General features: G+C 45.8%; 10 protein-coding genes. All 10 read right to left on the bottom strand.

The window, feature by feature from the left end:
• Positions 1 to 40: 40 nt before the first annotated feature.
• The 10 genes from ACQW03_RS20695 to ACQW03_RS20650 all read right to left on the bottom strand — a co-directional run bounded on the left by ACQW03_RS20695 (position 41) and on the right by ACQW03_RS20650 (position 12,518).
• A complete protein-coding gene (locus tag ACQW03_RS20695) occupies positions 41 to 1,957 on the bottom strand; it encodes a stage V sporulation protein D (RefSeq protein ID WP_025721601.1) in 1,917 nt (638 codons plus the stop codon).
• A gap of 81 nt (positions 1,958 to 2,038) precedes the next feature.
• Entirely contained in the window at positions 2,039 to 4,393 is a 2,355-nt protein-coding gene (locus ACQW03_RS20690) for a penicillin-binding transpeptidase domain-containing protein (RefSeq protein WP_220029878.1), read from the bottom strand.
• 60 nt (positions 4,394 to 4,453) lie between these two features.
• Complete coding sequence (locus ACQW03_RS20685) at positions 4,454 to 4,834, bottom strand: hypothetical protein (protein WP_025721604.1); 381 nt, start codon at positions 4,832 to 4,834, stop codon at positions 4,454 to 4,456.
• A 24-nt stretch (positions 4,835 to 4,858) separates the two neighbouring features.
• Complete coding sequence (gene rsmH, locus ACQW03_RS20680; protein WP_441951514.1) at positions 4,859 to 5,809, bottom strand: 16S rRNA (cytosine(1402)-N(4))-methyltransferase RsmH; 951 nt, start codon at positions 5,807 to 5,809, stop codon at positions 4,859 to 4,861.
• A gap of 17 nt (positions 5,810 to 5,826) precedes the next feature.
• The gene (gene mraZ, locus ACQW03_RS20675) at positions 5,827 to 6,264 is read right to left on the bottom strand and encodes a division/cell wall cluster transcriptional repressor MraZ (protein WP_013311099.1); all 438 of its coding nucleotides are present in this window, start codon (positions 6,262 to 6,264) and stop codon (positions 5,827 to 5,829) included.
• A gap of 332 nt (positions 6,265 to 6,596) precedes the next feature.
• Positions 6,597 to 7,862 (bottom strand): adenosylhomocysteinase, encoded by a 1,266-nt coding sequence (locus tag ACQW03_RS20670; protein ID WP_013311100.1) that lies wholly within the window; start codon positions 7,860 to 7,862, stop codon positions 6,597 to 6,599.
• Between the two features lie 64 nt (positions 7,863 to 7,926).
• The gene (bshC, locus tag ACQW03_RS20665; RefSeq protein ID WP_441951511.1) at positions 7,927 to 9,558 is read right to left on the bottom strand and encodes a bacillithiol biosynthesis cysteine-adding enzyme BshC; all 1,632 of its coding nucleotides are present in this window, start codon (positions 9,556 to 9,558) and stop codon (positions 7,927 to 7,929) included.
• Positions 9,559 to 9,680: 122 nt separating this feature from the next.
• The gene (locus ACQW03_RS20660; RefSeq protein WP_076293496.1) at positions 9,681 to 10,619 is read right to left on the bottom strand and encodes an ABC transporter ATP-binding protein; all 939 of its coding nucleotides are present in this window, start codon (positions 10,617 to 10,619) and stop codon (positions 9,681 to 9,683) included.
• Positions 10,620 to 10,630: 11 nt separating this feature from the next.
• The gene (locus ACQW03_RS20655) at positions 10,631 to 11,581 is read right to left on the bottom strand and encodes an ABC transporter permease (RefSeq protein ID WP_013311103.1); all 951 of its coding nucleotides are present in this window, start codon (positions 11,579 to 11,581) and stop codon (positions 10,631 to 10,633) included.
• A 4-nt stretch (positions 11,582 to 11,585) separates the two neighbouring features.
• Entirely contained in the window at positions 11,586 to 12,518 is a 933-nt protein-coding gene (locus ACQW03_RS20650) for an ABC transporter permease (protein WP_023989458.1), read from the bottom strand.
• Positions 12,519 to 12,689: the final 171 nt, after the last annotated feature.

Raw genomic sequence — 12,689 nt, 5'->3', positions numbered from 1 at the left:
TGCTCTCTCGTTATTCATAGTATGGTATAAAATGAACCTATCAATCCCCCATGTAAATACGGATCGTTGATCCCCGCTCCAATCTGGAGCCCGGCTTCGGCGCCTGACTCACGACCGTTTTGCCTGACCCAGATTTCACGAGCATAAAGTTCATATTCATATCTTCGTACAAATCAGCTGCAGTAGCACCTACCAGATCAGGTACCGTTTCGATCGGATTTTCTCCATACTTGTACTCTTTGGCAATTTGATTGGTGCGGGGCGGTATTTTCAAGGCAATCAGCGCGTCCTTTAAAATATTTTGCACGATTGGCGCAGCAACCACCCCGCCGAATTGAATGCCCTTCGGGTTATCGACAGCGGTATAAACGACGATTTGCGGATCATCCGCCGGCGCAAAACCAATAAAGGATACAATATGCTCCGAGGAAGAATAACGTCCGTTAATCACCTTTTGTGCTGTCCCCGTTTTACCTCCCACCCGGTAACCCTCAATAAAAGCAGGACGACCTGTACCTTTAGCAACGACGCTTTCCAGCGCTTCCCTTACCTGTCGGGAGGTGTCCTCTGAAATAACCCTACGTACCAGTTCTGGTTCTACTTTTTCCAGCACTTTTCCGGTTCCCGGCTGAACCCAACCTTTTGTAATGTGAGGCTTATAAAGATTACCGCCATTAATTGCCGCTGATACTGCCGTAACCTGCTGAATCGGAGTGACAGACACCCCTTGACCAAAAGCGGTTGTCGCCAGCTCTACAGGACCGACCTGAGGTAGCTTGAACAAAATGCCGTTGCCCTCACCAATCATGTCGATCCCCGTTTTGCTGCCGAAACCAAAATTGCGAATGTATTTGAACAGTGTTTCTTTACCTAATCGCTGCCCCAATGTTACAAAACCGGGGTTGCAAGAATTCTCCACTACTTGAAGGAAAGTCTGGCTTCCATGTCCGCCTTTCTTCCAGCAACGCAGGCGTGCTCCACCGACTTCAATATATCCCGGATCAAAAAAACGGTCATTTTTGAGATTGACCTTCTTTTCTTCCAAGGCAGCAGCCAGTGTAATAATTTTGAAAGTAGAACCAGGTTCATATGTCATCCAGATTGGCAGATTTCGATTATAAATTTCAGGAGCATATTGCTTGTATAGCGCTGGCTCATAGCTTGGTCGTCCAGCCATGCCTAATATTTCACCCGTCTTGGGGTTCATAGCAATAGACAACGCGGACTTCGCCTGGAATTTGACCATGGCTTGGTCAAGCTCCCGTTCCATAATGGACTGCACAGACTTATCAATGGTTAATTGTAAATTCAGTCCATCCTTCGGTTCAATGTATTTTTCAGAAGAACCAGGCATTAGACGACCACCTGCATCCGATAAATACGCAATGCTTCCGTCGATTCCCCGTAGCTTACTGTTTTGCTGCTTCTCTACGCCTGTCAGCCCTTGATTATCAATTCCTGTAAACCCAAGAATATGAGCCGCTAGATCACCATAAGGATAATAACGTTTGTTGTCTTCAGCAACAACGATACCCGGCAGCTTCAAATCACGAATTTGCTGCGCTTTCTCCATCGTAATTTTTCGTCCGCCGGGCTGAAGTTTTTGGCTTGCTGTTCGTTTGGTAATCAGCTTGAGCACTTTATCCTCACTCATATCCAGCAAGGGCGCTAGCCTGCGTGCCGTTTCTTCCGGCTTCTTAATTTGCACTGGTATCGCCATGACTGTCGGCGAACTGACATTGTAGGTCAGCGCCGTACCCTGCCGATCCAAAATTTCGCCGCGCTTGGCGGCAAATGGAATATTGCGGCGCCACGAATCCTCAGCCTTGGCCGAGAGCTCGCCTCCTTTACCCAATTGAACATAGGCGAGCCGGATCGACAAGGCCGCAAACAGTACAAATAATCCCATTAGCCCCCATACCAGCCTCCGCCGCATGGTCACGTTAGATTTTTTCAAACGCGCTCCCTCCGTTCCTCAAATACTCATGACATGTCTTACCTCATGAATATTCAAAAGAACGGACATTAGAACAAGCTATCAGTTATCCTCGCCTTTAATCGCAGCAGCACTTTTCTCATCTGCAACAGCAGATATTCCTCCCTTAGGAGCTCCCGCGTCTGTTCCAGCATCAGCAGTAGTACTGGATTCGGTTTTAGTATCGGCCTCCGTTTTTGTTGCGCTGCCGTTCTGGTTAGCTGCAACTCCATTGGTCGAGTCCTGTGTTTCCTCCGGTTTCACTCCGGTCACCGTTTCTTTGGCCGGCTGAAGCGTCACGCTGACGATCCGCTTTCCATTTACCATTTGCGCCTTTTGAGAGACAACATAACCTTCGCCGCTTACCTGCACACCAACCTTCATAAGGGTCAGAACTTGAAGTGTGTCCCGCAACGAAACACCTGTAAAATCAGGAATAGTCATGTTGGCACTATCCTCAGTCAGCAAGTAAATGCGTTGTCCGGGTTTCATTTTGACGCCTGCTTCAGGATACTGGCGAACAATTTTGGAGCCTTTGCCTACCGTTTCATAGGCAATTCCCTGTTTGAGCAATGCATTTTGCGCATCCTTCTTCACCTGACCAGTTAATGTTGGTACCGTTGGCAAATTCACTGTTTTTACAACAGCGCCACCTGATTTATTCGTTTTAGTTCCTGTTTTTGGAACCCCCATATATTGCAACGATTGGGATACGATTTTTTTAAATACAGGCGCTGCTGCTGTACCGCCGCCTACTGATTTGTTAGGTTCGTCCATAACAACCAAAACAGCTATTTTCGGATCATTTACCGGTGCAAAACCTATAAAGGACACGACATCCTTCGAATGGTCATATACTTTTCCGACGACCTTCGTCGCTGTACCTGTTTTTCCAGCTACACGATATCCGTCAATATAAGCAAGGCGTCCCGTACCAATTTCTTGGTCAGATACGACCTGCTCCAAATAGCTGCTTGTCTGGACTGCCGATTCCCGAGTAATCACTTGGCGGACTTCCTTCGGTTGAATCGTCTGAACTTCGCCTGTATCTGGGTTCATGATTTCTTTCACCAGATGAGGTTGCATCAGCTTCCCCCCGTTAGCAATTGCCGAGATGGCAGCTACCTGCTGGATTGGCGTCACCTGGACACGTCCGTGTCCATATGAAGCCGTTGCGACCTCCGATTTGTACTGGGTATGGAATGTAATAGCTCCAGTAGACTCACTCGGAAGATCAATGCCCGTTTTCACGCCGAATCCAAAATTATTAATATACTTTTTCAGTCTCTCGCCACCCAACTTATCCAGTCCCAGATGAACGAAACCGACGTTACTTGAGCGCTTGACTCCCTGAAGATAGGTTAACGTTCCCCAGTTACGGCTTACATCACGAATATCCCAGCCTCCGACCCGAATCATACCAGATTGGTAAGATTCATTTGGATTGAACACCTTTTCTTGGACCGCAGCTGCCAAGGTGACAATCTTAAACGTGGAGCCAGGCTCGTAGATAGATTGAGTAGCATTATTACGGAAATATTCCAAGGGTGTACTCCCATATGTATTGGGATTAAAATTCGGATAAGTTGCCATACCGAGAACATCCATCGTCTGAGGATCAGCAGCTACAACAGTCATCGTTTTCGGGTTGTATTTTGCAATAGCTTCCTGCATGGCATCCTCTATATAATACTGAATCGTATCGTCAATCGTCAGCTTTAAATTTTTACCATTTTGTGCCGGCTCATAGACACTTTCCGATCCTTGAAGAGGAACTCCCTTCCGATCCCGCTGATACAGAAGCTTTCCAGCCGTCCCCGAGAGCTCTTTATTATAATAAGCTTCCAACCCCATACCTGCTGTGCCATCTTTTCTTTGATAGCCAAGAACATGGGAAGCCAGCTTATTTTCTGGATAATAGCGTTTGGATTCTTGAACGGTGTCCACAGCTCCAATTACTTCATACTTATCCTTCAAATACTCTTTGAACGTATCCACTTGTGCCTTTACCTCAGGATCTACCTTCCAGCCCCCATTACGAATCTCGCGATTTTTTAAGTAGTTCCCCTTTTTATCCTTTGCAGAAAGATGTCCTCTCAGCTCATCCTCAGGCGTTTTGAGTAACTGGTGCAGCTTAGCTACAACCTCATTCTCCAAATCATACTCCTGAATGATGCTAGGATTGACAACTACCGTATAAGCCGGTGCATCCGTAGCCAATACGTTTCCTTTACGGTCCGTAATGGTTCCACGCTTGGGCTGAATCACCTGATCTCTTTCTACTTGATTAACTACCAGGTTATGCCAGTACTCCCCACTCACAACTTGAATCCAAAATACCTTAAGTAGCAGAACAAGAAAAAAGAGGGTAATACATCCCCCTATTAGCAGTGTGCGAAGCTTTATTCTTTTGACCATAGCTCAAACCTCTCTGCAAAAAAATGTACGTCAGAGCATAGCTTGATGCTATGCCCTTAACTATTTGGCAGCCTGCTTTTCCACACGAATGGGCTCTCTTGTTGGTTCGATATATCCCTGTTGCTTTGCAGTCGGCACGATCTGATTTTCCAGACGCTCCTTTTGAATCTTCAGTTGGGCGATATTGGTCTGTAATTTGGAAATGTCCTTGCTTGCCGTATTAATCGAATAATTGATTTGATAAATGTGAGCGTACCTGCTAATCAACATACCAGCAATGACAATGCACGCTACAAGTGTCAATAGATACAGCAGCTTTTCTCGAATCGGCAGCTCTCTGCGGCGTGTAACGACTTTGGTAGTCTCACGATACCGTTGTTGCTGAACCTGTTCCTGACGGGCTCTTTCTTTTACAGCCAAATTACCGCGTGTATAAGCCATGTCGCCTCTCCTTCTCCATTAAATTTACAATTTCTCGGCAACTCTCAGCTTCGCTGACCGGGACCGTGGATTAAGCTCCAGTTCCTGCTCTGACGCCACAATCGGCTTACGATTCACCAGCTTCAGATCGCCTTCCATTTTGTCCTCCAGAATAGGCAAATCAGATGGATAGATGCTTTTCGCCAAATACTCCTTGAAAATATGCTTGCATATCCGATCCTCCAGAGAATGGAATGTAATGACCGAAATTCTGCCTCCTGGAGCCAGACATCTTATTGCCTGATGCAAAGTATCTTCCAGTGCACCCAACTCATCATTCACAGCAATCCGCAAAGCCTGGAAACTGCGTTTAGCCGGATGTCCCCCGGTTCTGCGTGCCGCAGCCGGAATTCCTTCTTTGATAATATCGACAAGTTCCCCTGTTGTGTGAATAGGCTTGTTCAATCGACGTTCAATCATGATCTTTGCGATCCGCCTTGAAAACTTCTCTTCTCCGTAATGAAACAAAATACGCGCAATCTCTGCTTCTGACCATTCATTGACAATTTCGTAAGCCGTAAGCGAGCTACTCTGATCCATCCGCATATCAAGCGGCGCATCATGATTGTAGCTAAATCCCCGTTCCCCCTCATCGAACTGGGGCGAGGATACACCCAGATCGAACAAAATACCCTGGACTTGCGGGACGCCGTCTTTTTCGGGCAATCCCAGCTCGGTCAGCTTGTCCTGCAAGTGTCGGAAGTTGGATTTCACTAATGAAATCTTTCCTTCATAGGCTGACAGCTTCTCTCGCGCATTGTTCAATGCCCAGTCGTCCTGATCAAAGGCAATGAGCCTTCCCTCAGGGCCAAGCTGTGATGCAATGACGGAACTGTGTCCTGCCCCTCCCAACGTGCAGTCCACATAAATCCCGTCCTGCCTGATGTTTAGTGCCTGTGTTGCTTCTTCTTTGAGTACGGTAATGTGGTGAAACAAACGGCTGACCTCCTAAATTACAATTCAAAGTTGAAATCAACCAATTTCTCAGCAATGTCGTTAAATGCTTCTTCTGATTGGTTGAAATATTGCTCCCAAGTATGCTTGCTCCAAATCTCTACACGGGTGGACACTCCCAATACGACGCACTCTTTAGTAAGCTTGGCGTATTCGCACAAATTCCCCGGTAAATTTACCCTGCCCTGTTTGTCCAATTCGCATTCAGTCGCCCCCGAGAAAAAAAAACGGGTAAACGCCCGCGCATCGGCCTTCATCAGAGGCAGTGCTTTAAGTTTTTTCTCCATGACAGCCCACTCATCCATGGGATACACGAAGAGGCATTGGTCCAGCCCGCGGGTAACCACGAACGAGGCACCGAGAAGTTCACGAAACTTGGCCGGTACAGTAAGCCGACCCTTCTCATCAATGCTATGTTGGAACTCCCCCATAAACATTGGTTTCGTCACCCCTTACCCCATTCTCCCACTTTGGCCCACTTTCCACCACCTAAGCATAATAGATTCGCTTTAAAAAATCAAAGACCTCTTTTTCATTACCAAAAAGTGATAGAAGCCGGATCCATACCCTTATGTCTGTTATTGTAGCCCTGCGTCACAAGATGCAAAAAAGCCCCTTATCCCATGAAGCCGGCCCCCGACAATATGCATCAGGTTTCGAAACAACACGGAATAAAGGGCTTACTCTCTGTCCATTATGCCAACCTAAACAAACACTTGCATTAAAAACGCAACACATTTGCAGCGAAAATCGTGATAAAATAATCCGATTACGCGTTCCAGCTGTCCAAATAGATCTTTTGGTCTTCAGTTAACGTGTCAATTTGGATTCCCAGACTATCAAGCTTGAATCGAGCTACCTGCTCATCAATTTCATAAGGTACATTAATAACGGCTTTGCCTAGCTCATTGTAACGATCATTCACATATTTCAAGCCAAGCGCCTGAAGCGCAAATGTCGTATCCATAATTTCCGCAGGATGACCATCAGCAGCAGCCAGATTCACGAGGCGTCCTTCTGCCAGCAAATACATTTTACGTCCATCTTTAAAGCGATATTCCTCGATATTACGACGCACCGTACGAATGGATTCGGAACGTTTAGCAAGCTCAGGCTTACTAACCTCCACATCAAAATGCCCTGCGTTACACAGCACAGCTCCATCCTTCATCACATCAAAGTGTTCTCCTGTAATTACAGCCTTGTTTCCAGTTACTGTAATAAAGAAGTCACCCAGTTTGGCAGCCTCTACCATCGGCAAGACATGGAAACCATCCATATGGGCTTCTACTGCCTTGATCGGATCAACTTCGGTTACAACAACGTTGGCTCCCAGTCCTTTCGCACGCATTGCAACTCCTTTGCCACACCAGCCATAACCTACCACAACCACTGTACTTCCGGCTACAACCAGATTAGTCGTACGAATAATGCCGTCGAAAGCTGACTGTCCTGTACCATAGCGGTTATCAAACAAATATTTGCAGTAAGCATCATTAACAGCCACCATCGGAAAGTGAAGTTGCCCTTCTTTTTCCAAAGCCTTCAAACGAATAATCCCAGTAGTTGTCTCCTCTGCTCCCCCACGGATCGTAGAAATCAGATCAGGCCGTTCGGATTGCAACAGAGTAACCAAGTCACCACCATCATCTATAATGAGATCCGGCTTTGTTTCCAGTGCCTTGATTTGCAAATTTTTGAATTCTTCTGGGTCCGGATTGTATTTAGCTAATACTGTAACGCCATCTTCAACTAATGCGGCGCAAACATCATCTTGTGTGGACAATGGATTACTACCCGTAATAGTTACCTGCGCTCCACCTGCTTGTACCACTTTAGCCAGATAAGCCGTTTTGGCCTCCAGATGTAGACAGATGGTTACCTTCAGACCAGCAAAAGGCTGCTCTTGCTCGAATTGTTGACGTATACGGTTCAATACCGGCATATGGGCTTCTACCCAATCAATTTTCAAATGACCTTCAGGGGCCAATTTAAGATCGTGAACTATGCTATTTTGCAGAGAATGGGAAGTCATACTTTGTTTCCTCCTTCATATTGGTTAAATTTGAACCATGATAAATCCTATATAAAATAATAAATCATACATAAATAACGCGATGCGTACCCGTCAGATCCAATGGTACATTCATAATCATATCAATCAGGCTGAGCCCATGACGGTTGAGAAAATGATAGATCGTATACGTCCGCTCCTGCGGCTGTCCAAACGGAAAAATCGACCATTCAATACGATCCCACTGGCGAAGTGCTGTTTCATTTTGCCGAAGCAATGCTTCTTGAACTTTTGCCTCCAGATAGGCGATCTGTGCCAGAATCTTATCGCGGTTGGTTTCTCCGAGCGGTAGCAAACCTTTTTCAATCAAACCTGTCTGCTGCACAAGCGGTTCGTACATGCGGACAAAAGCTTCCTTAGCACCGGAAAACTGATCCTGCATTCCAAGCTGATCTTGAGTGGCGATCCATTGCTTTTTCCGTTTCTCAAGTCCGTCTCTAACTTGACCAAAACTCAATTCATACTTAAGCATATGCTTCTCCACACCTGGCTCTACCAACGTAAAAGACATTCGTGGCAGCAGTATCGGCATCTGCATCTCCAACACCCCGAAAGCCTCCCGTGTAATCGCCCAGTAAGCAATCTCTCCTAGACCCAGCACAGATGCCAGCACCGGAAACAGTGAATCCTGCATTATAGGCCGAGTTAGCACATTGTTACTAAAACGTTCGGGATGTCTATCTATCTCTTCAAGCAGTTCATCCACAGTAAACGCCACCAGCCCGTGGCGATCCGTGAATAGTCCAGCTTTTTTGAAAAGCAGCAAGCGTTCATCTTCATGGATATAAAAGAGATTCGCGCCACCTTCATGCACATCGGCTTGTAAATGATATCCATAATCTACAATCCGCGCAGCAGTCGTCCGGTAAGCCTGCTCCAACTCATCATTGTGCTGAACCAGTTGCTTAAAAATGGATGCTTCCAGCTTGCGTAGCGAAGGATCTGCTGAATCCAAGAGCACTAATCCATAGGTGCCGAACAAAAGGCCCAGCAACTTGGCAAAGGCTTCACTCAGTCCATATGAATCCGTTAGCCCGTTCTCAATCAAGCGCATTATATCAGCCTTATGTTCTGAATCTGGCAAGCTTTGCTCTATATCCGCTATCGCTTGCTTCCACTCAACAGCGTCAACTTTAATGGCACTAACCGAAGAACGGCGTTCAGGTTGCTTATTCAGCTTGATTTTGACGGCTTGTGGGTCATTTGCCATTACGTATGTATGATTGACCTCGTCCCAGTCATGATCTTCGCCAGCAATCCAGAAGACGGGAATAACCGGACGTCCAAGCCGTTCCTCAGCTTCTCTCGCCGCCTTAATTAGGGTAGCAGCTTTGTAAATGACCAGCATCGGACCTGTGAACAATCCGCTTTGCTGCCCGCCAGCTACTACTAAGGCATCTGGACTTTCCAAACGGTCCAATGAAGCACGCACCGCCTCATACGAATTGTATTTCTCATTGTATATACGAAGACATGCTACGACATCCTTACGGTTTAATCGCAGATGCCCCGTCTTATCCAGCCACTTCGCCCGTTGGGCATAAGCATCGGCGTGCAGCACATTATATTCATACAAGTCGCTTGCGCGTCCTATACCCTGTATATAATCTTCTGCCAAAGCCGACCCTACGCGAAGCGTTTCCGGAATTATTTTCATGGGTCTGCCTCCTGTCTCCACCAAAACCTTACTGCTTGATTGTACCGAAAGCCCATGTCCACGTCAAAGCTTCCTACAAAAAAAACCGCCGAATAACTCGGCGGTTGGTGCATAAAACAAGATCAGGCGTAAGGCTCAGCTACAAAATGTCCTTTAGACACTTCGATGAGCGTGGCATTTTCCAGGTTATAAGCCCCTGTCTTACTGCCAGCTGCATCATGAATTGGGCCTGCTTGGTCGCCTGGCATAATAATCCGTTTTTTGTTGGCTTCTACTTCTGGATCAGGAAGTGGGATCGCCGACAAAAGCATTTTCGTATAAGGATGGATCGGATTTGCATACAATTCAGCACTTTCTGCAAGCTCTACCATTCTCCCCATATACATTACAGCTACCCGATCACTGATGTGCTTGACCATCGACAGATCATGCGCAATGAACAGGTATGTCAGACCCAAACGTTCTTGAAGCTCTTTTAACAGGTTGACAACCTGAGCCTGAATAGATACGTCAAGAGCTGAAATCGGCTCATCACAAATGATGAATTTAGGATTAACCGCTAGTGCGCGTGCAATACCGATCCGTTGACGTTGACCACCAGAAAACTCATGCGGATAGCGTGTTGCATGGTCAGGGTTCAAACCAACCAGATCAAGTAACTCTTCAATCCGTTTCTTACGTTCTGCACGGCTACCCGCCATATTGTGAATATCGAGTGCCTCACCAATAATATCAGAAACGGTAAAACGCGGGTTCAATGATGCATACGGATCTTGAAAGATCATCTGCATATCACGGCGCATTGCTTTCATTTTACTTGGTGATAATTTGTAAATATCCGTACCGTTAAAACGTACGCTACCTGCTGTAGGTTCATACAAGCGCAAAATCGTACGACCCGCTGTAGACTTACCACAACCGGATTCACCAACCATACCCAGCGTTTCACCCTCGCGAATATAGAAATTCAGGTTGTCCACCGCTTTGAGCACACGGTTTTTGCCAACATTAAAATACTTTTTAAGACCTTCAACCTCAATTAAATTGTTGCTACTCACCATGATCTCACCTCCTATTTCTTCAACTTCGGATCAAGCGCATCACGCAAGCCGTCGCCAAAAAGGTTGAACGCAAGCATAATCAAACTGATCAAACCTGCTGGGAAAAGCATCCGCCACGGGTAATACATCCACCCAGTCAGAGCTGATTCAATCATTGAACCCAGTGACGCCTGAGGTGCCTGTACCCCTAATCCAAGAAAGCTCAGGAATGCCTCAGAGAAAATAGCACTTGGAACTGTCAAAGTCAGTGTGACAATGATTGGTCCTACCGCATTGGGCAACAAGTGACGGAACAGCAGACGACCAGCACCTGCACCCATTGAACGGGAAGCGAGTACGAATTCTCGGTTTTTAAGTTGTAACATCTCACCACGTACAATCCACGACATGTTAATCCACCCCGTTACACAGAGCGCAATAATAATTGTAGTGATACTTGGCTCCAGTACAACCAGCAACAGGATCGTAACAAGCAAGTAAGGAATGGAGTACAAGATTTCAGAAAATTTATTCATGATTTCATCAACGCGGCCACCAAAGTAACCCATAATTCCACCATAAATAACTCCAATCATCAAGTCAATCATTGCAGCAGCCAAACCAATAATCAAGGAAATCCGAGCGCCCATCCAAGTACGTACAAACATATCACGCCCCAGATCATCTGTTCCGAACCAATGTTCCGCCGAAGGAGGAAGATTGGTGCTCAACAAATCATTCGTGCGGTCATCATATGGGGACAGCATCGGACCAACAATTGAAGCAAGCACAATGAGAACCAAAACACTCAAGCTCGTCATTGCCAGTTTATTTTTACGAAGTCGCTCCCAAGCATCTCGCCAAGCGGACAGGCTTTCGCGCTGAATAACTTCAGACTGCTTTTCATCCGCCCCGACCTTCTGGAAATCTTCCGGTTTCACCTGAAGCTTATCCAAGTTCACAGCATTATCTTTAACAGACATAAAGTTATCCCTCCTTCCCGCCAGTAAGCTTAATCCGCGGATCAATAAATCCATATGCAATATCTGTAATAAAACGCGCCACCATCAGCAAAATACCGTAAAAAATAGTAACTCCCATAATCATGGTATAATCGCGTGTTGTAATACTATCTACGAATACCTTACCAATACCGCCAATCCCGAAGATACGTTCAATAACAACTGAACCCGTAATAATATTGGCCGTCATGGGTCCCACATAGGTAACGACCGGCAAAATAGCATTACGTACAACGTGTTTGAACATAATTGTAATGGATTTCAAGCCTTTAGCTTTGGCAGTCTTAATATAATCCGCATGAAGCACTTCCAGCATGCTGGAACGCGTTAGTCGAGCGATAAACGCAATTGGGGAAGCAGATAAAGCTGCAACAGGCAGAACGTAGTCCATCGGACCGTCAAAGCCCATAACATTAAACCAACCTAACTGTTGAGCGAAGAAAAATTGAATCAACGATGCTAGAACGAAGCTGGGAACCGCAATCCCCATGATAGCTAATACCATTGCAACGTTATCTATTAGCCTACGATGATACAAAGCTGCCAGCATACCTAGCAAGAGACCGACAATTATCGACACGATTATGGCAACAAAACCTAGTTTGAGGGAAACCGTAAAAGTTTGTCCGATAATGTCAGTTACACTTTGATTCAGCTTTTTCATAGAAATACCAAAATCACCTGAAGCAATATCACCTAAGTATTTAAAATATTGGACATATACAGGCTTATCCAGCCCATATTGCTCCATTAACCGGGCTTGAATCTCAGGAGAAGTCGCTTTTTCACTCATGAAGGGGTTACCCGGAATTGCTTTCATGAGAAAAAACGTCGCAGAGATCAGAATGAACAAAGATAGCAGCATATAGAAAAATTTACTGATCAAATAACGCGTCATTGCCCGTTTACACCCCCCATAAATTTTTTTCGACACCATTCGATTTTATCGAAATAGAATTGGACTGTCCATTCTACTTATTTGCATGGTTACATGATGATGGAAAAGACCATGACACACAAAAAAAACGGGATATATATGGTTCTATCCACATATATATCCCGAAGTAAC

The organism is Paenibacillus sp. DRB1-1 (assembly GCF_052119485.1).
In the GTDB taxonomy this organism is placed as follows: Bacteria; Bacillota; Bacilli; order Paenibacillales; family Paenibacillaceae; genus Paenibacillus; species Paenibacillus polymyxa_B.
This window is presented reverse-complemented; position numbering and strand designations above follow the sequence as displayed.

Excerpts from the sequence above, each read along its gene's own strand:
- ACQW03_RS20690 (WP_220029878.1), bottom strand. The coding sequence starts at position 4,393 with ATGGTCAAAAGAATAAAGCTTCGCACACTGCTAATAGGGGGATGTATT.
- ACQW03_RS20685 (WP_025721604.1), bottom strand. The coding sequence starts at position 4,834 with ATGGCTTATACACGCGGTAATTTGGCTGTAAAAGAAAGAGCCCGTCAG.
- mraZ (WP_013311099.1), bottom strand. The coding sequence starts at position 6,264 with ATGTTTATGGGGGAGTTCCAACATAGCATTGATGAGAAGGGTCGGCTT.
- ACQW03_RS20670 (WP_013311100.1), bottom strand. The coding sequence starts at position 7,862 with ATGACTTCCCATTCTCTGCAAAATAGCATAGTTCACGATCTTAAATTG.
- bshC (WP_441951511.1), bottom strand. The coding sequence starts at position 9,558 with ATGAAAATAATTCCGGAAACGCTTCGCGTAGGGTCGGCTTTGGCAGAA.
- ACQW03_RS20660 (WP_076293496.1), bottom strand. The coding sequence starts at position 10,619 with ATGGTGAGTAGCAACAATTTAATTGAGGTTGAAGGTCTTAAAAAGTAT.
- ACQW03_RS20655 (WP_013311103.1), bottom strand. The coding sequence starts at position 11,581 with ATGTCTGTTAAAGATAATGCTGTGAACTTGGATAAGCTTCAGGTGAAA.
- ACQW03_RS20650 (WP_023989458.1), bottom strand. The coding sequence starts at position 12,518 with ATGACGCGTTATTTGATCAGTAAATTTTTCTATATGCTGCTATCTTTG.